Genomic DNA, 24,421 nt, shown 5'->3' on the forward strand with positions numbered 1-24,421 from the left:
AGGCACATCAAATGATGCGCCCTTGTACTTTTCGGCTTCCCTGAAGCGGGAAAGCAATCAGTTTACTGCGTCTTTCAGCGCTTTACCTGCACGGAAACCCGGCACTTTAGCGGCAGCAATGGTGATCTCTTTACCGGTTTGAGGGTTGCGGCCAGTACGGGCAGCACGCTCTTTAACAGCAAAAGTACCGAAGCCTACCAGCGCAACGTCGTCCCCAGACTGCAGAGATTCAGTAACAGAAGCAATTAATGCATCTAACGCACGTCCAGCTGCAGCTTTAGAAATATCAGCACCAGCAGCAATTTTGTCAATCAGTTGAGATTTATTCACTGTTCTCTTCCTCTCTTTATAATTTATATCGCGCCTGAATCCTTCACAGCGCGACCGCGCAGCAGTTATATCAGGCCTGCCATGACCTTACAACACCCGTTGTTGATGGCTGACCTAATCAGCAATCTAAATTAGCTATACAAAAAAAGGCTGGCAAGTGCGAAATGACTTACCAGCCTTGTTTTTATTGACGCTCTTTGCGCGAGGTCACTATTTTGCGGTTACAACCTGCATTCCTGAGGGTTCATTCTGCAGTGCGAGACTAAGAACTTCCTCAATGCGTTTCACCGGATGGATCTGCAGATCGGCAATCACGTTGTCCGGAATCTCTTCCAGATCGCGTTTATTTTCGTAAGGAATCAATACGGTTTTGATCCCACCACGATGTGCCGCCAGCAGTTTTTCTTTCAGTCCACCGATTGGCAGTACCTGACCGCGAAGGGTAATTTCCCCGGTCATCGCCACGTCGGCACGCACCGGGTTGCCCGTCAGGCAGGAGACCAGCGCGGTACACATAGCAATACCCGCGCTTGGGCCATCTTTCGGCGTCGCCCCTTCCGGTACGTGCACGTGGATGTCGCGTTTTTCGTAGAAATCCGGGTTAATACCCAGTTTTTCCGCGCGCGCGCGCACCACGGTCAATGCAGCCTGAATGGACTCCTGCATCACTTCACCCAGCGAGCCTGTGTAGGTCAGCTTGCCTTTACCCGGCACGCAGGCGGTTTCGATGGTCAGCAGATCGCCACCCACTTCCGTCCATGCCAGACCGGTCACCTGACCAACGCGATTTTCGTTGTCTGCGCGACCGTAATCAAAGCGCTGTACACCCAGGTAGGCGTGCAGATTGTCGCCGTTAATCACGATGTGCTTCAGGCTCTTATCCAGCAGCAGCTGTTTCACCGCCTTACGGCACAGTTTAGAGATTTCACGCTCAAGGCTACGCACGCCCGCTTCACGGGTGTAGTAGCGAATGATGCCAACAATCGCGCTGTCCTCAACGGTCAGCTCGTTGGCTTTCAGCGCGTTACGCTCAATCTGCTTCGGCAGCAGGTGCTGTTTCGCAATATTCAGCTTCTCGTCTTCGGTATAGCCGGAGAGACGGATCACTTCCATACGGTCCAGCAGCGGGGCCGGAATGTTCATGGAGTTGGACGTCGCCACGAACATCACATCGCTCAGGTCGTAGTCCACCTCCAGGTAGTGATCGCTGAACGCCACGTTCTGTTCTGGATCGAGCACTTCCAGCAGTGCAGATGCCGGATCGCCACGCATGTCTGACGACATTTTGTCGATCTCATCGAGCAGGAACAGCGGGTTTTTAACGCCCACTTTCGCCATCTTCTGGATCAGCTTACCCGGCATAGAGCCGATGTAGGTACGGCGGTGGCCGCGGATTTCCGCTTCATCGCGTACGCCACCCAGCGCCATACGGATATACTTACGTCCGGTCGCTTTGGCGATGGACTGACCCAGAGAGGTTTTACCCACCCCTGGCGGCCCTACCAGACACAGGATTGGGCCTTTGATTTTATTCACACGGCTTTGTACCGCGAGGTACTCAAGAATGCGGTCTTTCACGCGCTCCAGGCCGTAGTGGTCGGTATCCAGGATCTCCTGCGCCTGACGCAGATCTTTTTTGACCTTGCTGCGGGCGTTCCACGGAACCTGCACCATCCACTCAATGTAGCCGCGCACGACGGTCGCTTCAGCCGACATGGGAGACATCATTTTCAGCTTCTGCAGCTCGGCTTCCGCTTTCTCTTTTGCCTCTTTCGGCATCTTCGCCGCGTCGATCTTACGCTTCAGCGCTTCGTTTTCGTCCGGCGCGTCGTCCATCTCGCCCAGCTCTTTCTGAATGGCCTTCATTTGCTCATTCAGATAGTACTCACGCTGAGATTTCTCCATCTGCTTTTTCACGCGGTTGCGAATGCGCTTCTCAACCTGCAGCAGATCGATTTCAGATTCCATCATCGCCATCAGGTATTCAAGACGTTCATTAACGTCGGACATTTCCAGCACGGACTGTTTGTCAGCCAGCTTCAGCGGCATATGGGCAGCGATGGTGTCCGCCAGACGCGCAGGATCGTCGATGCTGTTCAGCGACGTCAGCACTTCTGGTGGGATTTTCTTGTTCAGCTTGATATAGCCTTCAAACTGGCTAATCGCGGTGCGCACCAGCACTTCCTGCTCGCGCTCATCAAGCTCAGGCGAATCAAGGTACTCTGCCTTGGCAGAGAAGTGTTCGCCGTCGTCTGACAGAGTGGTAATACGCGCACGCTGCAGGCCTTCTACCAGCACCTTCACGGTGCCGTCAGGCAGCTTCAGCATCTGCAAAATAGAGGCCACGGTCCCGACGGTGAAAAGATCGTTTACACCCGGCTCATCCGTTGATGCTTCTTTCTGCGCCACCAGCATGATTTTTTTATCATGATCCATGGCGGCTTCGAGGCAACGGATAGATTTTTCCCGCCCTACAAATAAGGGTATGACCATGTGCGGATAAACCACCACATCGCGCAACGGCAATACGGGGATTTCAATGCGTTCAGAACGCTCAGGATTCATAGAGCTCTCTCTTAGTTTAGTGTCCGCCAGGTAAACTGGTTATGTCACTGTGCTTCACACAACCATTAACATGTAACCAGTATATGGGGATGTTTCCCACACATTCAACGCCATGAATACGGAAAAAGTAAAGGGGAGATAAAATCCCCCCTTTTTGAATAACTGCTTGTATGATTTGGTGAATTATTCGCCAGATGCCTGCTGAGCTTCCGGTTTGCCGTAAATCAGCAGCGGCTTGGTCTGCCCGCCGATGACGGACTCGTCGATAACCACTTTTTCGACATCTTCCATGGACGGCAGATCGTACATGGTGTCGAGCAGTGCCGCTTCAACGATAGAACGCAGGCCACGCGCGCCGGTTTTACGGACCATTGCTTTCTTGGCGATCGCGTCCAGCGCTTCGTCACGGAATTCCAGCTCAACGCCTTCCAGATTAAACAGCGCCTGATACTGCTTGGTCAGCGCGTTTTTCGGCTCTTTCAGGATTTGGATCAGCGCGTCTTCGCTCAGTTCATTCAGCGTCGCCACAACCGGCAGACGACCAATGAACTCAGGGATCAGACCAAATTTGATCAGATCTTCCGGCTCAACCTGTGACAGCAGCTCACCTTCGTTTGGTTTTTCGGCCGTCGATTTCACCGTTGCGCCAAAACCAATGCCGGAGCCGGTTTCAACACGGTGAGAGATCACTTTATCGAGGCCGGCAAACGCACCGCCGCAAATAAACAGGATTTTGGAGGTATCAACCTGCAGGAACTCCTGCTGCGGATGTTTACGACCGCCCTGCGGAGGAACAGCGGCAACCGTACCTTCGATCAGTTTCAACAGCGCCTGCTGCACGCCTTCGCCCGACACGTCACGGGTGATGGACGGGTTGTCAGACTTACGGGAGATCTTGTCAATCTCATCGATGTAGACAATCCCGCGCTGCGCTTTCTGTACGTCGTAGTCGCACTTCTGCAGCAGTTTCTGGATGATGTTTTCAACGTCTTCACCCACATAGCCGGCTTCGGTCAGGGTGGTGGCATCCGCCATGGTGAACGGAACATCCAGCAGGCGCGCCAGCGTTTCGGCCAGCAGCGTTTTACCGGAGCCGGTTGGGCCAATCAGCAGAATGTTACTTTTGCCCAGTTCCACGCCGTTACTGGTATCGCCGTTACGCAGACGTTTGTAGTGGTTGTATACCGCCACTGCCAGCACTTTCTTGGCCTGCTCCTGGCCGATGACGTAGTCGTCAAGGTGATGACGAATTTCATGCGGCGTTGGCAACGCGCTACGCTCACGGTGTGGCGCAACTTCTTTAATCTCTTCGCGAATGATGTCGTTACATAAATCGACACATTCATCGCAGATATACACGGACGGCCCGGCAATCAGTTTACGCACTTCATGCTGGCTTTTGCCGCAAAAAGAGCAGTACAGCAGTTTGCCCGAACCATCTTTGCGTTTATCTGTCATGAGTCCAAACCTCTTTTTAAGTTCTTTGTGCCGCACATGACGACGCAAATGCCAATCTCAGACGCAAGCTGCTTAAAGCAGCGTGCCGCCCTACTTTAGTATAGCGGCACACTCGCGTCGCGGGCATCAATTACGATGGGTTAACACGGAGTCGACTAAGCCGTACTCAACTGCCTCTGGGGCAGAGAGGAAGCGATCGCGCTCGGTATCGCGCTCGATCTGCTCGAGGGGTTGACCCGTATGCTGCGCCATAAGTTCATTCATGCGCGCTTTAACTTTCAGAATTTCTCGGGCGTGGATTTCGATATCCGTCGCCTGGCCCTGGTAACCACCCAGCGGCTGGTGAATCATCACGCGGGAATTAGGCAGGCAGAAACGCTTACCCTTCGCCCCTGCAGTTAACAGGAACGCGCCCATAGATGCAGCCTGACCCATACAGATAGTGCTTACATCAGGCTTGATGAATTGCATGGTGTCATAAATGGACATACCTGCGGTAATCACGCCACCAGGGGAGTTAATGTACAGGTAAATGTCTTTTTCCGGGTTTTCCGCTTCCAGAAACAGCATCTGCGCCACGATCAGGTTAGCCATGTGGTCTTCCACCTGGCCGGTCAGAAAGATAACGCGTTCCTTGAGCAGACGGGAATAGATATCAAAAGAACGCTCACCACGTGAGGTCTGTTCAATAACCATTGGCACCAGAGCCATATGGGGTGCAAAGTTATCTCGTTCGCCACTGTATGACATTTCCGTCTCCTGGATCTAAATTGAAAACACCTGCTGTACTGATTGTAACCTTATGGACGGATTATCAGCCAGTCTCATTCATCGTGATTCCATACTTATGGGGTTCACATTGCCCTATTTCAAGCATAACAACCTTTTGTTGTTACGCTAACACTGAAAGGGCGTTTTAGCACTCTTCCTGGGCTATTGGTGTGATAAAAAAAACCCGTCGCCAAAAGGCAACGGGTTTTTGTTCAAACTTTAAACCGTTGGGGCGAAATTACGCCTGCTGGTTCATCAGTTCGTTGAAAGAGGTCGCTTTTTCGGACACTTTAGCTTTCGCCAGTACCGCTTCAACAGCCTGCTCTTCCAGTGCGACGTTGCGCATGTTGTCCATCAGCTCTTTGTTCTTACCGTAGAACTCGATCACTTCTGATGGATCTTCGTATGCAGAAGCCATCTCTTCGATCAGGCCTTTCACACGCTCTTCGTCAGCTTTCAGCTCGTGGGTACGAATCACTTCGCCCAGCAGCAGGCCAACAACAACGCGGCGTTTCGCCTGCTCTTCGAACAGCTCGCGTGGCAGTTCCATCGCTTGCTGCTGGTTGCCACCGAAACGCTGTGCAGCCTGACGGCGCAGTACGTCGATTTCGCTGTCGATCAGGGCAGCAGGAACGTCGATGTCGTTCGCTTTCACCAGACCGTCAATCGCCTGAGATTTCACACGGTTACGCACAGCGCCGTTCAGCTCGCGCTCCATGTTCTTACGCACTTCGGTACGCAGGCCAGCAACAGAACCATCTTCCACGCCGAAACGCTTGATGAATTCTTCCGTCAGTTCTGGCAGTTCGCGCTCTTCCACTTTCTTCAGGTTGATGACGAACTTCGCTGCTTTACCTTTCAGGTTTTCAGCGTGGTATTCTTCCGGGAAGGTCACGTCGATAGTGAACTCTTCGCCAGCCTTGTGGCCTTTGATACCGTCTTCGAAGCCTGGGATCATACGACCCTGACCCATTGCCAGTACGAAGTCAGACGCTTTGCCGCCTTCGAACTCTTCGCCGTCTACAGAACCGGTGAAGTCGATGGTAACGCGGTCTTCAGCGTCAACAGCGCCTTCTTTCTCTTTCCAGTTCGCCTGCTGCTTGCGCAGGGTGTCCAGCATGCCGTCAACGTCTTCGTCAGTCACGGAAACAACAGGTTTCTCAACTTCGATAGACTCCAGACCTTTCAGCTCAACTTCTGGGTACACTTCGAACTCTACGGAGTAGGTGAAGTCTTCGCCCAGTTTGTATTCGCCTGGAACGTAGTTCGGCGCGCCGGCCGGATTGATTTTTTCTTTGATGATCGCATCAATAAAGTTACGGCTCATCAGTTCACCCAGCACATCCTGACGCACGGAAGCGCCATAACGCTGAGCAACAACATTCATTGGTACTTTGCCCTTGCGGAAGCCGTCAATACGTACTTTTTTTGCTACGTTGACCAGCTCGCTTTTCACAGCAGTTTCGATGCTGTCAGCAGCGATAGTAATCGTTACACGGCGGCCAAGGCCTTGAGTGGTTTCAACTGAAACTTGCATCTTGTTACCTCAAAAAAATCACAGTGCTCGGTCAACTCTGAATCTGTCTGTTTTACCGGGATGCTCTCTTAGTGCAGATTCACATTCCCTGTCGCCAGAATCATCCCGAAGACATTCAATAAGACGCGGCATTATAGCGGCATCACTTAGGTGAGTCGAGAACGGTTGGGGCATGTTGCTGCGGCTTTTTTCACACTTTAAGGCTATTTTTAGCCTTAAAATCGCACCATCCGCTCAAAACTCAGACAAAACAAAACGGCCCGGAGGCCGTTTTGAGGAAATCTGCAAGCAACATACTGGAAAAGCTCCAGCCGTTGCAAATCCGATTTATCAGGCTATGGTGCCTGCACCGCGACAAGGCGGTGACGCGAATACCGTATCCTGCAGGCCTTCCCATTCCTTAATGGTGTAGGTATGCAGCGCCAGCGCGTGTACGGTTGTGGAGAGTTCTTCCGTCAGGGTGCTGTAGATCAGGCGATGTCGGTTCAGGAAACGCTCTCCCAGGAAACGATCGCTGACCAGAACCACTTTAAAGTGGCTTTCAGAACCCGCCGGTACGTTATGACGATAGCTTTCGTCGACAACTTCGAGAAACACAGGGTTAAAAGCTGCCCTTAATTTATCTTCTATCTGCTCACGTATCATCATGAAATTACTCCTCCGACAACGCCAGGATGTCACCCATCCCTTTAAATGTTAGCCGCTTTTACCGTTTCCATTACACGTTGACAACAAATATTTAGCTTTCGTCTGATTTTCTCATTCAAACGAATGAAGTTCACTGTGAGGCTCATACGTTTTGTCATACACGGATTGAGAAAAACGGTGAACTGGTCAGTTTTCGGACAAGGCGATGAATTTACATGCGTTGACCACTTCCCCTCGCCGTTAGCGATGTTATGATGGCGGCAATTTTTCTCTTTATATGCTTACGATTCGTTGAGAACCTGAAAATGTTAAAAAAACTCTTCTTTCCGTTGGTAGCACTTTTTATGCTGGCAGGCTGCGCAACCCCGCCAACAACTATTGATGTGTCACCAAAAATTACCCTGCCTCAGCAGGATCCAAGCCTGATGGGTGTGACCGTGAGCATTAACGGTGCCGATCAGCGTCAGGACCAGGCGTTGGCAAAAGTGACCCGCGATAACCAGCAGGTTACGCTGACCGCCTCCCGCGACCTGCGCTTCCTGCTGCAGGAAGTGCTTGAGAAGCAGATGACCTCTCGCGGTTATATGATTGGGCCAAGCGGCGCGGTTGATCTGCAGATCATTGTGAACAACCTGTACGCTGACGTTTCCCAGGGTAACGTACGCTACAACATCGCAACCAAAGCGGATATCGCCATCATTGCTACCGCGAAAAACGGCAACAAGATGACCAAAAATTACCGCGCCAGCTACTCTGTTGAAGGTGCATTCCAGGCATCCAACCAGAATATTGCTAACGCGGTAAACAGCGTGCTGACTGATACCATTGCCGATATGGCGCAGGACACCAGCATTCATGACTTCATCAAGCAGAACGCTCGTTAATTCTGCGCACTGACCCGGCGCTTAGCCGGGTCAGTTTCAATAAAAACATGTCCAGTCACTACTTACGCATTTTCCAGCAACCGAAATCAGCCGTTCTGCTGATCCTTGGTTTCGCCTCCGGTTTACCCCTCGCGCTCACCTCCGGCACTTTACAGGCGTGGATGACCGTCGAGGATATCGATCTCAAAACCATCGGCTTCTTCTCGCTTGTCGGCCAGGCTTACGTCTTTAAGTTCCTCTGGTCGCCGGTGATGGACCGTTATACGCCGCCGTTCCTCGGGCGGCGTCGCGGCTGGCTGGTCATGACGCAGGTGCTGTTACTGCTGGCCATTGCCGCCATGGGCTTCCTCGACCCCTCCACGCAATTGCGCTGGATGGCGGCGCTTGCGGTGGTGATTGCCTTCTGTTCCGCGTCGCAGGATATCGTGTTCGATGCCTGGAAAACGGACGTGTTGCCTGCAGAAGAGCGTGGTGCGGGTGCCGCCATCAGCGTGCTGGGCTATCGACTGGGCATGCTGGTTTCCGGTGGACTCGCACTGTGGCTTGCTGACCGCTATCTCGGCTGGCAGGGCATGTACTGGCTGATGGCCGCACTGCTGATCCCCTGCATAATTGCCACCCTGTTCGCGCCTGAACCGAGCGATGTGATCCCGGTTCCACGCTCGCTGGAGCAGGCTGTCGCGGAACCATTGCGTGATTTCTTTGGCCGCAACAACGCCTGGCTGATTCTGCTGCTGATAGTCCTGTATAAGCTCGGCGATGCCTTTGCCATGAGCCTGACCACCACCTTCCTGATCCGCGGCGTGGGCTTTGATGCCGGTGAAGTTGGCGTGGTGAATAAAACGCTGGGACTGTTTGCCACCATCGTCGGCGCCTTGTACGGCGGCGTGTTGATGCAGCGGCTGACGCTGTTCCGCGCCCTGCTGATCTTCGGCATCCTGCAAGGGGCGTCGAACGCGGGCTACTGGCTGCTGTCGATTTCCGATAAACATACGATCAGCATGGCGGCGGCCGTGTTCTTTGAAAACCTTTGCGGCGGAATGGGAACGGCAGCCTTTGTCGCCCTGCTGATGACCCTGTGCAATAAATCATTTTCCGCCACGCAGTTTGCCCTGCTTTCAGCACTTTCCGCCGTGGGCCGCGTATACGTCGGCCCTATTGCAGGCTGGTTCGTTGAAGCCCACGGCTGGCCGGCATTTTATCTCTTCTCGGTGGTTGCCGCAGTGCCGGGGATTTTATTGCTGCTGGTGTGTCGCCAGACGCTGGAATATACCCAGCGTACTGAACGCTTTATACCGCGTACCGAGTATCACCGCGCCTACCGTTTTGCCTTACGGTTGTTAACGGTGGGATGCCTTACGCTGGGATTGTGGCTTGTCGTACTCATCCTTAATGCAATCACCTCTCTGACGCTCCCGCTCGAAACGCTCCTGCTGGACGTGGGTGCCCTGCTCGCCATCGCCGGGATCCTGATCGGCGGACTTCTCGATTTTCTGGCATTACGCAAAACGCAGATGAGCTGAAGAAAAAAACGAAAGGTTATTTCCCGTTGTAATCACGAAGTGAAATTATAACGGTGGAATAACCGCCAGTCGCGAAAAAAATATTTGTTGTTTTGTGCGGGATAGCTTCTGGAAATTATTGGAGTCAATTCCAAACTCTATTTTCTCATTAAACGATTCAGCATTTGAAACATTGAATTTTCGTTTTTTAGTTGTCTTTTTATTGATAATTAATTGTTAATTTTTTGTTTATTTTCAACAATGGTTATACCAATTGCCCCTTTTAGGGTATGCTTGGGGGTCCTTTCGTTATAAAGCCCGCACCATGCGGCTTATGTCTTAAAAAGCGACATAATTTGCAACACTTGTGACATGTGCGGCAGAACCCAGTAACACCTTCCTGACACAGGCCTAATGATGTTTACAGTAATGTAACCTTCCCGTAAAATGCCCCCACACTTTAAACGCCACCAGACTCCGTGGAATTGAGGTCGTTAAATGAGACTCGGGAAATACAATAAAAGTTTGGGATGGTTGTCATTATTCGCGGGCACTGTATTACTCAGTGGCTGCGATTCTGCACTTCTAGACCCCAAAGGACAGATTGGACTGGAACAACGTTCACTGATTCTGACGGCATTTGGCCTGATGATGATTGTGGTTATTCCAGCCATTTTGATGGCAGTTGGTTTCGCCTGGAAGTATCGTGCGAGCAATAAAGATGCGAAGTATAGCCCTAACTGGTCACACTCCAATAAAGTGGAAGCTGTGGTCTGGACGGTACCTATTCTGATCATCCTGTTCCTTGCCGTTCTGACCTGGAAAACCACTCACGCACTTGAGCCAAGCAAACCGCTGGTTCACGATGAGAAACCTATTACCATTGAAGTGGTCTCCATGGACTGGAAATGGTTCTTCATCTATCCAGAGCAGGGCATTGCTACCGTGAATGAAATCGCCTTCCCGGCGAACACTCCGGTTCAGTTCAAAGTGACCTCCAACTCCGTAATGAACTCCTTCTTCATCCCACGTCTGGGTAGCCAGATTTACGCGATGGCCGGTATGCAGACTAACCTGCACCTGATCGCGAATGAAGCAGGCACCTATGATGGTATCTCTGCCAGCTATAGCGGCCCGGGCTTCTCAGGTATGAAGTTCAAAGCTATCGCAACGCCAGACCGTGCCGCTTTCGACCAGTGGGTTGAAAAAGCGAAGCAGTCTACTAACACCATGTCTGACATGGCGGCGTTCGAAAAAGTGGCTACGCCTAGCGAATACAACAAGGTGGAGTACTTCTCTAACGTGAAACCTGATTTGTTTAAAGACGTCATTGGCAAATTTATGGATCACGGCAAGAGCATGGACATGACCCAGCCTGAAGGCGAGCACAGCGCGCACGAAGGTATGGAAGGCATGGACATGAGCCACGCGGAAACCGCTCACTAAGGGGCCGAGGAAGAAAATGTTCGGAAAATTGACACTGGATGCAGTGCCCTACCACGAACCCATTATCGTGGTTACGGTGGCTGCAATTATCATCGGTGGCGCAGCCTTACTGGGCTTGATCACGTACTTCGGTAAGTGGAGCTACCTGTGGAATGAGTGGCTGACTTCGGTTGACCACAAAAAACTCGGCATCATGTACTGCATCGTCGGTATCGTCATGTTAATTCGTGGCTTTGCGGATGCAATCATGATGCGTAGCCAGCAGGCACTCGCCTCGGCGGGCGAAGCCGGCTTCCTGCCGCCGCACCACTACGATCAGATCTTTACCGCCCACGGCGTTATCATGATCTTCTTCGTGGCAATGCCGCTGGTTATCGGTCTGATGAACGTTGTCGTTCCGCTGCAAATCGGCGCGCGCGACGTTGCGTTCCCGTTCCTGAACAACCTGAGCTTCTGGTTCACGGTTGTCGGCGTTATCCTGGTTAACCTGTCACTGGGTGTGGGCGAATTTGCTCAGACCGGCTGGCTGGCGTACCCGCCGCTGTCGGGAATTGAGTACAGTCCGGGCGTGGGCGTCGACTACTGGATTTGGGCGCTTCAGCTCTCCGGTGTCGGTACGACCCTGACCGGTATCAACTTCTTCGTGACCATTATCAAGATGCGTGCCCCTGGCATGACCATGTTCAAGATGCCGGTATTTACCTGGGCATCTCTGTGCGCCAACATCCTGATCATTGCGTCCTTCCCAATTCTGACCGTCACCATCGCGCTGCTGACCCTGGACCGCTACCTGGGCACCCATTTCTTCACGAATGATATGGGTGGCAACATGATGATGTACATCAACCTGATTTGGGCCTGGGGTCACCCGGAAGTGTACATCCTGGTTCTGCCGGTCTTCGGTGTGTTCTCCGAAATCGCGGCAACCTTCTCGCGTAAACGTCTGTTTGGTTACACCTCTCTGGTGTGGGCAACCGTCTGTATTACCGTTCTGTCGTTCATCGTCTGGCTGCACCACTTCTTCACCATGGGTGCGGGCGCAAACGTGAACGCCTTCTTCGGTATTACGACCATGATTATCGCCATCCCAACCGGGGTTAAGATCTTCAACTGGCTGTTCACCATGTACCAGGGCCGTATCGTGTTCCACTCAGCGATGCTGTGGACCATCGGCTTCATCGTGACCTTCTCCGTAGGTGGGATGACCGGCGTACTGCTGGCGGTACCGGGTGCTGACTTCGTGCTGCACAACAGTCTGTTCCTGATTGCGCACTTCCATAACGTTATCATCGGTGGCGTGGTCTTCGGCTGCTTCGCTGGCGTAACCTACTGGTGGCCAAAAGCGTTCGGCTTCACGCTGAACGAAAAATGGGGTAAACGCGCGTTCTGGTTCTGGATCATCGGCTTCTTCGTAGCATTTATGCCGCTGTACGTGCTGGGCTTCATGGGTATGACCCGTCGTCTGAGCCAGCAGATCGATCCACAGTTCCACCCAATGCTGATGATTGCAGCGGGCGGTGCAGTGCTGATTGCCTGTGGTATCGCGTCTCAGCTGATTCAGTTCTACGTGTCTATTCGCGACCGCGACCAGAACCGTGACCTGACCGGTGACCCATGGGGTGGCCGTACGCTGGAGTGGGCGACCTCTTCTCCACCACCGTTCTATAACTTCGCCGTTGTGCCGCAGATCCATGAACGCGACGCATTCTGGGAAATGAAAGAAAAAGGTGAAGCGTACAAGCAACCTGCGCATTACGAAGAGATCCACATGCCGAAAAACAGCGGCGCGGGCATCGTAATTGCCGCATTCGCAACGGTATTTGGTTTCGCAATGATCTGGCACATCTGGTGGATGGCGATTGTTGGCTTCGCCGGCATCGTAATCAGCTGGATTGTGAAGAGCTTTGACGAGGACGTGGACTACTACGTGCCAGTCCGTGAAGTTGAAAAGCTGGAAAATCAGCATTTCGACGAGATTTCTAAAGCGGGGCTGAAAAATGGCAACTGATACTCTGGCGCACTCAACTGCCCACGCGCATGAACATGCGCACCACGATACAGGACCGATGAAAGTCTTCGGTTTCTGGATCTACCTGATGAGCGACTGCATTCTGTTCTGCTGTCTGTTCGCAACCTATGCCGTTCTGGTGAACGGCACAGCGGGCGGCCCGACCGGTAAGGACATCTTTGAACTGCCGTTCGTTCTGGTTGAAACCGCACTGCTGTTATTCAGCTCCATCACCTACGGCATGGCGGCTATCGCCATGTACAAAAACAACAAGAGCCAGGTTGTCTCCTGGCTGGCGTTGACCTGGTTGTTTGGTGCTGGATTTATCGGGATGGAAATCTATGAATTCCATCACCTGATCATGGAAGGTTTCGGTCCGGATCGCAGTGGCTTCCTGTCAGCGTTCTTCGCGCTGGTCGGTACCCACGGTCTGCACGTCACCTCTGGTCTGATCTGGATGGCGGTACTGATGTTCCAGGTATCCCGTCGCGGCCTGACCAGCACTAACCGTACCCGTATCATGTGCCTGAGCCTGTTCTGGCACTTCCTGGACGTGGTATGGATCTGTGTGTTCTCTGTTGTCTATCTGATGGGGGCGATGTAATGAGTCATTCAAACGATCATGGCGCTTCCCACGGTAGCGTAAAAACCTACATGACAGGTTTCATCCTGTCGATCATCCTGACGGTGATCCCGTTCTGGATGGTGATGAACGGTTCTGCTTCTAAGCCGGTTATCCTGGGCGCAATCCTGGTAACCGCTGTGATTCAGATTCTGGTGCATCTGGTTTGCTTCCTGCACATGAACACCAAGTCCGATGAAGGCTGGAATATGACGGCCTTTATCTTTACCGTGATTATCATCGCTATCCTGGTAGTCGGTTCCATCTGGATTATGTGGAACCTTAACTACAACATGATGGTTCACTAAGAGCGGCGAGTATGTTTAAGCAATACCTGCAAGTAACGAAACCAGGCATCATCTTTGGCAACCTGATCTCCGTGATCGGAGGGTTCCTGCTGGCCTCTAAGGGCAGCATTGATTACACCCTCTTTATCTACACGCTGGTCGGTGTGTCACTGGTTGTTGCGTCCGGTTGTGTATTTAACAACTACATCGACATGGATATCGACAAGAAGATGGAAAGGACCAAAAATCGGGTGCTGGTGAAAGGCCTGATCGCCCCTTCCGTCTCGCTGGTGTACGCCACCTTGCTGGGTATTGCTGGCTTTATGCTGCTGTGGTTTGGTGCTAACCCGCTGGCCTGCTGGCTGGGGGTGATGGGGTTCGTGGTGTATGTGGGCGTTTACAGCCTGTATATGAAACGCCACTCCGTCTACGGCACGCTGATTGGTTCTCTCTCCGGCGCTGCGCCGCCGGTGATTGGCTACTGCGCGGTCACGAACGAGTTCGACAGCGGTGCGCTGATCCTGCTGGCTATCTTTAGCCTGTGGCAGATGCCGCACTCCTATGCCATCGCGATTTTCCGCTTTAAGGATTATCAGGCAGCGAACATCCCGGTTCTGCCGGTCGTGAAGGGCATTTCGGTTGCCAAGAACCACATCACGTTGTATATCATCGCCTTTGCCGTGGCAACGCTGATGCTCTCTCTGGGCGGCTACGCCGGATATAAATATCTGGTGGTGGCGGCTGCGGTGAGCGTCTGGTGGCTCGGTATGGCGCTGCGCGGTTACAAAGTGGAAGATGACAAAGTCTGGGCGCGCAAGCTGTTTGTGTTCTCGATTGTGGCCATCACCTCGCTGTCCGTGATGATGTCCGTGGACTTCATGGTGCCGGATTCACACAACCTGCTGACTTACGTCTGGTAAGCCACAACAGGTGAATAAAGGGGTGCTTCGGCACCCTTTTTTATTCACTGAATCCATTAATAACGCATGTAATATTTGTTAAATAACCCTTTATTTACCCCGCCCCTTCCCCGCACTACACTATGGCCTGCTTTTGAACTGAGGTGGCAATGAACGATTATAAAATGACGCCGGGCGAGCTACGCGCGACCTGGGGTTTAGGGACTGTTTTCTCGCTACGGATGCTTGGCATGTTTATGGTCCTGCCTGTTCTGACCACGTACGGCATGGCGCTGCAGGGAGCCAGCGAAGCGCTGATTGGTCTGGCCATTGGCATCTACGGACTGGCGCAGGCGGTATTTCAGATCCCCTTTGGTCTGCTCTCAGACCGCGTTGGCCGTAAGCCGCTGATTGTCGGCGGTCTGCTGGTCTTTGTACTCGGTAGCGTCATTGCCGCCCTCTCCCACTCCATCTGGGGAATTATTCTTGGCCGCGCCCTGCAGGGCTCCGGCGCGATTGCTGCCGCGGTGATGGCGCTGCTGTCAGATCTCACCCGCGAGCAGAACCGCACTAAAGCGATGGCCTTTATCGGCGTCAGCTTTGGCGTGACGTTTGCGATTGCGATGGTGCTGGGCCCCATCATAACGCACACATTGGGTCTGCACGCGCTGTTCTGGATGATTGCCGTGCTGGCGACCATCGGGATCGCGCTTACGCTGTGGGTGGTGCCTGATAGTAAAAACCACGTTCTGAACCGTGAATCCGGAATGGTGAAAGGTTGCTTTAGCAAAGTGATTGTCGAGCCGCGACTGCTGAAGCTGAACTTCGGTATTATGTGCCTGCACATTCTGCTGATGTCTACATTTGTCGCCCTGCCCGGCCAGCTTGCCGCTGCGGGCTTTCCTGCCGCCGAGCACTGGAAAATCTATCTGGTGACGATGCTGATCTCATTCGTCTCCGTGGTGCCGTTTATCATCTATGCCGAAGTGAAGCGCAAGATGAAGCGCGTTTTCGTGGGCTGCGTGGCGTTGCTGCTGGTTGCCGAGATCGTGCTCTGGGGCTCCGGACCGCACTTCTGGGAACTGGTTGCTGGCGTACAGCTGTTCTTCCTGGCGTTTAACCTGATGGAAGCGCTGCTGCCGTCACTTATTAGCAAAGAATCTCCTGCGGGCTATAAGGGTACGGCAATGGGCATTTACTCCACCAGCCAGTTCCTCGGTGTGGCCATTGGCGGCTCGCTCGGCGGCTGGGTTGACGGCCTGTTTGATTCGCAAACCGTGTTCCTGGCCGGTGCGCTGCTGGCAACGGTCTGGCTGCTGGTTGCCAGCACCATGAAAGAGCCGCGCTACGTGAGCAGCCTGCGCGTGGAAATTCCGGAAGAGATCGACGTCAGTGATGCGCTCAAACAGCGTCTGGAAGAAAAAGAAGGCGTGACGGAAGTGCTGATTGTTCCGGAGGAACGTAGCGCTTACGTTAAAATAGACAGCAAGGTAACCAACCGCTTCGAGGTGGAGCAGGCCCTGAAAGCTTAAAAAAAATGCCCGGTTGAACCGGGCATTTTTGTCTTAATCGCGGAAGTTTTTGAACTGGAACGGCTGTCCCAGATCGCCGCCACGCACCAGCGCCATCACCGACTGGAGGTCGTCGCGTGATTTCCCGGTGACGCGAATCTCTTCGCCCTGGATTTGCGCCTGCACCTTCAGCTTGCTGTCTTTGATGAGCTTCACGATCTTCTTCTGCACCGCGCTCTCAATACCCTGTTTCAGCTTCGCTTCCACGAACCAGGTTTTGCCGCTGTGGACAAACTCTTCCGGCACGTCCAGTGAGGTACCTTCGATGCCGCGTTTCAGCAGCTTGGCGCGCAGAATGTCGAGCAGCTGGTTAACCTGGAAATCTGACTCGCTCAGCACCTTAATGGTCTTATTGGCGTCGTTCAGCTCAAACGTCGCCTCAACGCCACGAAAATCAAAACGTGACTCAACTTCACGGCTTGCGTTATCCACGCCGTTGCGAACTTCCTGGATATCAACTTCGGAAACAATATCGAAAGATGGCATCTTTTCTTCTCCCTTCATTTTTGTTGCGTTGCATAATACCCGCAACAAGGCATAACTCAAAAGCATAGTCGACGGCGCTATACTTAGGCCGTAACACCTGGCGTAAGTGCAGGTGAGGAGGAACAATGAAAATTACAGTGCTCGGATGCGGCGCCCTGGGTCAGCTGTGGCTGACCGCGCTATGTAAGCACGGACACGAAGTACAGGGCTGGCTGCGCGTGCCTCAGCCCTATTGCAGTGTAAACCTGATTGATGAAGACGGAAGTATCTTTAATGAATCCCTTACCGCCAACGATCCTGATTTCCTGGCGCAAAGCGACCTGCTGCTGGTGACGCTCAAGGCGTGGCAGGTTTCCGATGCGGTAAAAGCGCTGGCCGCGCAGCTCCCCCCCACAGCACCCATTTTGCTGCTGCATAACGGCATGGGAACCCTTGATGAACTCAAGAGCATCACGCAGCCGCTGCTGATGGCCACCACGACTCAGGCGGCGCGGCGCGATGGCAATATCATCGTGCACGTTGCGAGCGGCGTAACCCATATCGGTCCGGGCCGCGAGCAGGACGGCGACTACAGTTATCTGGCGGACGTGTTACAGAAAGTGCTGCCAGACGTCGCCTGGCATAACAACATCCGCCCTCAGCTGTGGCGCAAACTGGCGGTGAACTGCGTGATCAACCCGCTGACGGCGCTGTGGGACTGCCCGAACGGTGAGCTGAAAAACCATCCTCATGAGATTACCGCGCTGTGTGAAGAAGTCGCCTCGGTGATTGAACGTGAAGGCCTGCATACCTCGGCGGATGATTTACGCTATTATGTCGAGCAGGTTATTGATAGTACTGCAGAAAATATCTCCTCGATGCTGCAGGACGTTCGGGCATTACGCCACACGGAGATCGACTACATCACGGGCTATCTGCTAAAACGCGCCCGCGCGCACGGCATCGCCGTGCCGGAAAACGCCCGCCTGTATGACCTGGTTAAACGTAAGGAGAGTGAATATGAGCGCGTCGGCACTGATCTGCCTCGCCCCTGGTAGCGAAGAGATGGAAGCCGTCACCACTATCGACCTGATGGTGCGTGGCGGCATTAAGGTCACTACCGCCAGCGTCGCCAGCGACGGTAATCTGGCAATCACCTGTTCACGCGGGGTGAAAATCCTGGCAGATGCGCCGCTGGTTCAGGTGGCTGACGGAGATTACGACATCATCGTGCTGCCCGGCGGCCTGAAAGGCGCGGAATATTTTCGCGACAGCCCGCTGCTGGTCGAGACCGTGCGTCAGTTTCATTTATCCGGCCGCATCGTCGCGGCTATCTGTGCCGCAGCAGGAACGGTTCTGGTGCCGCACGATATCTTTCCCGTCGGCAACATGACCGGCTTCCCGGGGCTTAAGGATACGATCCCGGAAGCGCATTGGGTGGATAAACGCGTCGTCTGGGATCCTCGCGTCAACCTGCTGACCAGCCAGGGGCCCGGCACCGCGATTGATTTTGGCTTAAAGATTATCGATCTGCTGGTCGGGCGCGAGAAGGCGTACGAAGTGGCATCGTCGCTGGTGATGCCGGCGGGGATTTATAATTATTACGAATAGGTGTTTTCTCCCTCTCCCTGTGGGAGAGGGCCGGGGTGAGGGCATCAGGCCGCACTCCCCGGCGAGAAACTACGGGCGATACACCTTCACATTCGCAAAGCCCTGCTCGCGCAGATACAGCGCCTGCAGGCGGCTCATCACCCCGCGCTCACACCACAGCAGATACGTTTTGCTCTGGTCGAGATCGCCAAACTTGGTGCTCAGCTTGTAGAACGGCAGAGAAACCACGTCCACGCCTTCAACCTGCAGCGGTTTGTCATCCTGCTCGTCAATGGAGCGGATATCCAGAATCGCATCGTTAGCGCCGAAACCGCTCACGGTTTCCACTTCAACCACGTCCTGCTCGGTCTGCTGAGCGATCTCGCGGATATCAATGTTGGACGCTTCCGCCACCACTTTTTCCAGAATGCTGAAATCGAAGTTCTCTTCTTCCGCTTCGATCTTCGCCTTCACCGCTTTCACCGTTGGGCTTTTTGAGATCACGCCGCAGTATTCCGGCATGGTACGGGCAAAATCTTCGGTGCCGATTTCGCGCGCCAGGTCGATGATGTGCTCTTTGTCGTGGGAGATCAGCGGACGCAGGATCAGCGTATCAGACACGTTGTCGATCAGACGCAGGTTGGTCAGCGTCTGGCTGGAAACCTGGCCCAGCGCTTCACCGGTCACCAGCGCCTGCACGCCGTAGCGTTCAGCCACTTTGGACGCCGCGCGCACCATCATGCGCTTCAGGATGACGCCCATCTGGCCGTCGTCTACTTTCTCCAGAATCTCGCCAACCACTGGTTCGAAATTAATGGCCACGAAACGCACGCGGTGAGAGCTGCCGAAGCGGTTCCACAGGTAATGCGCCACCTGACGTACGCCGATCTCGTGCGCCGCGCCGCCCAGGTTGAAGAAGCAGTAGTGCACGCGGCAGCCGCGGCGCATCAGCATATAGCTGGAGACGCCGGAGTCAAAGCCGCCGGAGATCAGGGACAGGACGTCTTCCTGGGTACCGATCGGGAAGCCGCCGATGCCTTCATAGCGGCCTTTTACCAGCAGCAGGCGATCGTTTTCGATCTCCAGATTGACGGTCACGTCCGGGTTGGTCAGGCGCACGCGCGCCGTTTCGACGTGCTGGTTCAGACCGCCGCCCACGTAGCGCTCCACTTCAATGGAGCTGAACTCGTGCTTGCCGCGACGCTTCACGCGCACGCAGAAGGTTTTGCCTTCGATCTGATCGCGATACTGAACCAGCGCTTTTTCGAAGATGTCGTGCATAGAGGTGAAAGGAACGTCTTCCACTTCCAGAATATGGTGAATACCCGGAATACGCGTCAGGGCGTCGCGAATATCCTGACGTTTGTTTTCGTCTTTCGCACGCACTTCCACGTGGTCCCAGTGGCGCACCACGGCGAGCGTTTCGTCGTAGTGCTTTAATACGTTACGAATGTTCCCGGTGAGAATTTTAATAAAGCGCAAACGCACAGATTGGCTTTTGATGGTGATTTCAGGGAACAATTTAATGATAAACTTCATGGCGGCAATGTTTCTTAGGCAAGCGTATTAAGGCTTGTAATGGAAAATGATACAGCAGCCCACACCCGTGGCTGCATCCAGGCGCGCAAGTATACCACCATCGCGCCGCTCGCGTTATTTGATAATTGCCCCGAGTCCGTTACCATGATGGGGCGAAGAATATAAGAGTTAATTCACTATGCCGAAGAAGAACGACGCACCGGCCAGTTTTGAAACTGCGCTGAGTGAGCTGGAGCAGATAGTTACCCGTCTTGAGAGCGGCGATCTCCCACTGGAAGAAGCGCTCAACGAATTCGAACGTGGCGTGCAGTTGGCGCGTCAGGGGCAGGTCAAGCTGCAGCAGGCCGAGCAGCGCGTGCAGATCCTGCTTTCCGACAGCGAAGACGCGAAAACCACGCCATTCACACCGGACGCCGAGTAAATGGATTTTGCTAACGCGCTTCAGGCGCGCGTTGTTCGCGCCAATGATGCCCTGCGCCGTTTCATTGAACCGCAGCCTTTTCAGAACACTCCACTGGTTGAAGCCATGCACTATGGCGCACTCTTGGGTGGAAAGCGCCTGCGCCCGTTCCTGGTGTACGCCACGGGGAATATGTTCGGCATCAGCGATAACACGCTGGATGCCCCGGCAGCCGCCGTTGAGTGCATCCATGCTTACTCGCTGATCCACGACGATCTTCCGGCCATGGACGACGACGATCTGCGTCGCGGTCAGCCAACCTGCCACATTAAGTTTGGCGAGGCGAATGCCATTCTGGCGGGGGATGCCCTGCAAACGCTGGCGTTCTCGATTCTGAGCGACGCGCCGATGGCGGAAGTGGCCGATCGCGACCGTCTGGCGATGGTCTCCGAACTGGCAATGGCCAGCGGCGTCGCCGGGATGTGCGGCGGTCAGGCGCTGGATTTAGAGGCGGAAGGTCGTCAGGTTAATCTGGAACAGCTGGAGCGCATTCACCGTCATAAGACGGGTGCGCTCATTCGTGCAGCCGTTCGCCTGGGCGCGCTGAGCGCAGGTGAACGCGGGCGCAACGCCCTGCCGATTCTGGACAGATACGCAGAAAGTATCGGTCTGGCATTCCAGGTTCAGGATGACATTCTGGATGTGGTGGGCGATACTGCAACATTGGGTAAACGTCAGGGTGCGGACCAGCAGCTTGGCAAAAGTACCTACCCCGCCCTGCTGGGTCTTGAGCAAGCCCAACGTAAAGCCCGGGACCTGATAGAGGATGCCCGCCAGTCGCTGAACCAACTGGCCGCGCAATCGCTGGATACCTCGGCACTGGAAGCGCTAGCGGACTATATAATCCAGCGTGATAAATAAACTATATATCTCGATGAGCCTTTGATGAGTTTTGATATTGCCAAATACCCGACACTGGCGTTAGTTGACTCCACCCAGGAGCTACGCCTGTTGCCGAAAGAGAGCCTGCCGAAGCTGTGCGACGAACTGCGTCGCTACCTGCTCGACAGCGTTAGCCGCTCCAGCGGCCATTTCGCCTCCGGGCTTGGCACGGTAGAGCTGACCGTGGCGCTGCACTATGTCTATAACACGCCGTTCGATCAGCTCATCTGGGACGTGGGCCATCAGGCTTATCCGCACAAAATTCTGACCGGTCGTCGCGATAAAATTGGCACCATTCGTCAGAAAGGCGGCCTGCACCCGTTCCCGTGGCGCGGTGAGAGCGAGTATGACGTGCTGAGCGTCGGTCACTCCTCCACCTCCATCTCAGCGGGCATCGGGATTGCCGTTGCCGCCGAAAAAGAGAACAAGCAGCGCCGCACCGTCTGCGTGATTGGCGACGGTGCCATCACCGCGGGTATGGCCTTCGAAGCCATGAACCATGCAGGCGACATCAAGCCGGACATGCTGGTTATCCTTAACGACAACGAAATGTCGATCTCCGAGAACGTGGGTGCGCTGAATAACCATCTGGCGCAGCTGCTCTCCGGCAAGCTTTACTCCTCGCTGCGTGAAGGCGGCAAGAAAGTCTTCTCCGGCGTACCGCCGATCAAAGAGCTGCTCAAGCGTACCGAAGAGCACATCAAAGGCATGGTCGTGCCGGGCACCCTGTTTGAAGAGCTGGGCTTTAACTATATCGGCCCGGTTGACGGCCATGATGTGCTCGGTCTGGTGACCACGCTCAAGAACATGCGCGACCTGAAAGGCCCGCAGTTCCTGCACATCATGACCAAAAAAGGGCGTGGCTACGAACCGGCGGAAAAAGATCCGATCACCTTCCACGCGGTGCCGAAATTTGACCATACCAGCGGCTGTCTGCCAAAAAGCAGCGGCGGCATGCCGAGTTATTCGAAAATCTTTGGCGACTGGCTGTGTGAAACCGCGGCCAAAGACAACAAGCTGATGGCTGTAACGCCCGCCATGCGTGAAGGCTCCGGCATGGTCGAGTTTTCCAAAAAATACCCGGACCAGTATTTCGACGTCGCCATCGCCGAGCAGCACGCGGTAACGTTTGCAGCGGGCCTGGCCATTGGCGGCTACAAGCCGGTTGTCGCGATCTATTCCACCTTCCTGCAGCGCGCCTACGATCAGGTGATCCACGACGTGGCGATTCAGAAGCTGCCGGTGCTGTTTGCTATCGACCGCGCGGGCATTGTGGGTGCCGACGGCCAGACGCACCAGGGTGCATTTGATCTCTCTTTCCTGCGCTGCATCCCGGACATGGTGATCATGACGCCGAGCGACGAGAACGAATGTCGCCAGATGCTGTTTACCGGCTATCACTATCAGGACGGTCCGAGCGCCGTTCGCTACCCGCGCGGCAATGCGGTGGGCGTTGAGCTGCAGCCGCTGGAGAAACTGCCGATCGGTAAAGGCCTGGTGAAGCGTCGCGGTGAAAAAGTGGCGATCCTGAACTTCGGCACGCTGATGCCGGAAGCGGCAAAAGTAGCCGAAACGCTGAACGCCACGCTGGTGGATATGCGTTTCGTTAAGCCGCTCGATGAGTCCCTGATCCTGAGCATGGCGGAAAGCCACGACGTGCTGGTCACGCTGGAAGAAAACGCCATCATGGGCGGCGCGGGCAGCGGCGTAAACGAGGTACTGATGGCAAACCGTAAAGCCGTGCCGGTGCTGAATCTTGGATTGCCCGATTACTTCATTCCACAAGGCACGCAGGACGAAGCCCGCGCGGCAATTGGTCTGGATGCCGCAGGTATCGAAGCCAAAATCCGCAGCTGGCTGGCATAACCCCTCCCCTTTTCCGCTCCTGCTATGCTTAAACCTGGTGTTTAAACAGCAGGAGCGGAACCGTGCAATACACAACATTAGGAAAAACGGACCTTAAGGTTTCCCGACTTTGTCTGGGATGCATGACCTTTGGCGAACCCGACCGGGGAAACCACGCCTGGACGCTGCCGGAAGAGAGCAGCCGTCCGATTATCAAACGCGCCATCGAGGGCGGCATTAACTTCTTTGACACCGCCAACAGCTACTCCGACGGCAGCAGCGAGGAGATTGTTGGCCGCGCCCTGCGCGATTTTGCCCGTCGGGATGACATCGTCGTCGCCACCAAGGTGTACTACCCGGTGGGGGACCTGCCGCAGGGCCTTTCTCGCGCGCAGATCCTGCGTTCCATTGACGACAGCCTCAGGCGCCTGAACATGGATTACGTCGACCTGCTGCAAATTCACCGCTGGGATTACAACACACCGATCGAGGAGACGCTTGAGGCGCTCAACGACGTCGTCAAAGCCGGTAAAGCACGCTACATCGGCGCATCGTCGATGCACGCGTCGCAGTTCGCTCAGGCGCTGGATCTGCAGGCGCAGCACGGCTGGGCGCGCTTTGTCACCATGCAGGATCACTACAATCTGATCTATCGTGAAGAAGAGCGTGAGATGTTGCCGCTGTGCCATCAGGAGGGCGTGGCGGTCATCCCCTGGAGCCCGCTGGCGCGCGGACGTCTGACCCGTCCGTGGGGGGAAACCACGGCCCGGCTGGTATCCGATGAGGTGGGGAAAAATCTGTACGGCGGAACAGAAGCCAGCGATGCGCTGATTGCCGAACGCCTGGCCGGGATTGCCGACGATACCGGCGCAACCCGCGCCCAGGTAGCGCTGGCATGGCTGCTGGGTAAACGCGGCGTCGCGGCTCCCATTATCGGCACGTCCCGGGAAGAGCAGTTGGACGAACTGTTAAACGCGGTGGATATCACGCTGACGCCCGAACAGGTTGCCGAGCTGGAGACGCCGTATCAGCAGCATCCGGTGGTGGGGTTTAAATAAGCCCCTCTTTTGTAGGCCGGGTAAGGCGGAGCCGCCACCCGGCAATACAGAGTG

General features: G+C 54.5%; 22 protein-coding genes. 14 read left to right on the forward strand and 8 right to left on the reverse strand.

The genetic code is table 11. The features are described from left to right. Positions 1-57: 57 nt before the first annotated feature. The 6 genes from hupB to bolA all read right to left on the reverse strand — a co-directional run bounded on the left by hupB (position 58) and on the right by bolA (position 7,309). Positions 58-330 (reverse strand): nucleoid-associated protein HU-beta, encoded by a 273-nt coding sequence (hupB, locus tag KK102_RS07615; protein ID WP_010428111.1) that lies wholly within the window; start codon positions 328-330, stop codon positions 58-60. A 210-nt stretch (positions 331-540) separates the two neighbouring features. Continuing rightward, a complete protein-coding gene (gene lon / locus KK102_RS07620; RefSeq protein WP_126543958.1) occupies positions 541-2,895 on the reverse strand; it encodes an endopeptidase La in 2,355 nt (784 codons plus the stop codon). A gap of 183 nt (positions 2,896-3,078) precedes the next feature. Then, on the reverse strand, positions 3,079-4,353 hold the full coding sequence (gene clpX, locus KK102_RS07625) for an ATP-dependent protease ATP-binding subunit ClpX (RefSeq protein ID WP_126543957.1): 1,275 nt from the start codon (positions 4,351-4,353) through the stop codon (positions 3,079-3,081). A gap of 126 nt (positions 4,354-4,479) precedes the next feature. Continuing rightward, positions 4,480-5,103 carry an ATP-dependent Clp endopeptidase proteolytic subunit ClpP gene (clpP, locus tag KK102_RS07630; protein WP_010428105.1) on the reverse strand — a complete coding sequence of 208 codons (624 nt, stop codon included), beginning with the start codon at positions 5,101-5,103 and terminating at the stop codon, positions 4,480-4,482. A 259-nt stretch (positions 5,104-5,362) separates the two neighbouring features. Beyond that, a complete protein-coding gene (tig, locus tag KK102_RS07635; RefSeq protein WP_089599339.1) occupies positions 5,363-6,661 on the reverse strand; it encodes a trigger factor in 1,299 nt (432 codons plus the stop codon). A 330-nt stretch (positions 6,662-6,991) separates the two neighbouring features. Then, positions 6,992-7,309 (reverse strand): transcriptional regulator BolA, encoded by a 318-nt coding sequence (gene bolA / locus KK102_RS07640; protein WP_010428102.1) that lies wholly within the window; start codon positions 7,307-7,309, stop codon positions 6,992-6,994. Between the two features lie 305 nt (positions 7,310-7,614). Here bolA and KK102_RS07645 point away from each other — a divergent pair, with 305 nt between their 5' ends. From KK102_RS07645 to KK102_RS07680, 8 genes are all read left to right on the forward strand, one after another. Then, complete coding sequence (locus tag KK102_RS07645; protein WP_010428101.1) at positions 7,615-8,193, forward strand: lipoprotein; 579 nt, start codon at positions 7,615-7,617, stop codon at positions 8,191-8,193. Positions 8,194-8,240: 47 nt separating this feature from the next. Continuing rightward, on the forward strand, positions 8,241-9,716 hold the full coding sequence (ampG, locus tag KK102_RS07650) for a muropeptide MFS transporter AmpG (RefSeq protein WP_126543954.1): 1,476 nt from the start codon (positions 8,241-8,243) through the stop codon (positions 9,714-9,716). Between the two features lie 477 nt (positions 9,717-10,193). After that, the gene (gene cyoA, locus KK102_RS07655) at positions 10,194-11,141 is read left to right on the forward strand and encodes a cytochrome o ubiquinol oxidase subunit II (protein WP_089600911.1); all 948 of its coding nucleotides are present in this window, start codon (positions 10,194-10,196) and stop codon (positions 11,139-11,141) included. 16 nt (positions 11,142-11,157) lie between these two features. After that, on the forward strand, positions 11,158-13,149 hold the full coding sequence (gene cyoB, locus KK102_RS07660) for a cytochrome o ubiquinol oxidase subunit I (RefSeq protein ID WP_109082406.1): 1,992 nt from the start codon (positions 11,158-11,160) through the stop codon (positions 13,147-13,149). Further along, on the forward strand, positions 13,139-13,753 hold the full coding sequence (locus KK102_RS07665) for a cytochrome o ubiquinol oxidase subunit III (RefSeq protein WP_006176900.1): 615 nt from the start codon (positions 13,139-13,141) through the stop codon (positions 13,751-13,753). The genes cyoB and KK102_RS07665 overlap by 11 nt, the downstream gene beginning before the upstream one ends. After that, the gene (locus KK102_RS07670) at positions 13,753-14,079 is read left to right on the forward strand and encodes a cytochrome o ubiquinol oxidase subunit IV (RefSeq protein ID WP_006809888.1); all 327 of its coding nucleotides are present in this window, start codon (positions 13,753-13,755) and stop codon (positions 14,077-14,079) included. The genes KK102_RS07665 and KK102_RS07670 overlap by 1 nt, the downstream gene beginning before the upstream one ends. Positions 14,080-14,090: 11 nt before the next feature. Beyond that, positions 14,091-14,978 carry a heme o synthase gene (gene cyoE, locus KK102_RS07675; protein ID WP_010428092.1) on the forward strand — a complete coding sequence of 296 codons (888 nt, stop codon included), beginning with the start codon at positions 14,091-14,093 and terminating at the stop codon, positions 14,976-14,978. Positions 14,979-15,127: 149 nt separating this feature from the next. Further along, a complete protein-coding gene (locus KK102_RS07680) occupies positions 15,128-16,489 on the forward strand; it encodes an MFS transporter (protein WP_126543953.1) in 1,362 nt (453 codons plus the stop codon). A gap of 33 nt (positions 16,490-16,522) precedes the next feature. Here the strand turns inward: KK102_RS07680 and KK102_RS07685 are convergent, their stop codons facing one another. Next, the gene (locus tag KK102_RS07685) at positions 16,523-17,014 is read right to left on the reverse strand and encodes a YajQ family cyclic di-GMP-binding protein (protein WP_040076922.1); all 492 of its coding nucleotides are present in this window, start codon (positions 17,012-17,014) and stop codon (positions 16,523-16,525) included. Between the two features lie 125 nt (positions 17,015-17,139). On the opposite strand from KK102_RS07685, the gene panE reads away from it, so the two are divergent. Continuing rightward, positions 17,140-18,051: a 2-dehydropantoate 2-reductase gene (panE, locus tag KK102_RS07690; RefSeq protein ID WP_126543951.1), complete on the forward strand. Its 912-nt coding sequence runs from the start codon at positions 17,140-17,142 to the stop codon at positions 18,049-18,051. After that, positions 18,014-18,604, forward strand: coding sequence for a protein deglycase YajL (gene yajL / locus KK102_RS07695; RefSeq protein WP_216357311.1), 591 nt, complete (start codon positions 18,014-18,016; stop codon positions 18,602-18,604). Before panE ends, yajL begins: the two co-directional genes overlap by 38 nt. 69 nt (positions 18,605-18,673) lie before the next feature. Here yajL and thiI read toward each other — a convergent pair whose 3' ends face one another. Further along, positions 18,674-20,122 carry a tRNA uracil 4-sulfurtransferase ThiI gene (gene thiI / locus KK102_RS07700; RefSeq protein ID WP_126543950.1) on the reverse strand — a complete coding sequence of 483 codons (1,449 nt, stop codon included), beginning with the start codon at positions 20,120-20,122 and terminating at the stop codon, positions 18,674-18,676. 178 nt (positions 20,123-20,300) lie between these two features. Here thiI and xseB point away from each other — a divergent pair, with 178 nt between their 5' ends. The 4 genes from xseB (at position 20,301) to KK102_RS07720 (ending at position 24,367) form a co-directional block, all read left to right on the forward strand. Next, positions 20,301-20,543, forward strand: a complete 243-nt coding sequence (gene xseB / locus KK102_RS07705) for an exodeoxyribonuclease VII small subunit (RefSeq protein ID WP_008503331.1) — start codon at positions 20,301-20,303, stop codon at positions 20,541-20,543. Next, positions 20,544-21,443, forward strand: a complete 900-nt coding sequence (gene ispA, locus KK102_RS07710) for a (2E,6E)-farnesyl diphosphate synthase (protein WP_126543949.1) — start codon at positions 20,544-20,546, stop codon at positions 21,441-21,443. Between the two features lie 24 nt (positions 21,444-21,467). Beyond that, complete coding sequence (dxs, locus tag KK102_RS07715; RefSeq protein ID WP_216357312.1) at positions 21,468-23,330, forward strand: 1-deoxy-D-xylulose-5-phosphate synthase; 1,863 nt, start codon at positions 21,468-21,470, stop codon at positions 23,328-23,330. Positions 23,331-23,392: 62 nt separating this feature from the next. Beyond that, on the forward strand, positions 23,393-24,367 hold the full coding sequence (locus KK102_RS07720) for an aldo/keto reductase (protein ID WP_023293167.1): 975 nt from the start codon (positions 23,393-23,395) through the stop codon (positions 24,365-24,367). The last annotated feature ends 54 nt before the right edge of the window (positions 24,368-24,421 follow it).

This window comes from Enterobacter quasimori (genome assembly GCF_018597345.1).
Taxonomy (GTDB): domain Bacteria; phylum Pseudomonadota; class Gammaproteobacteria; order Enterobacterales; family Enterobacteriaceae; genus Enterobacter; species Enterobacter mori.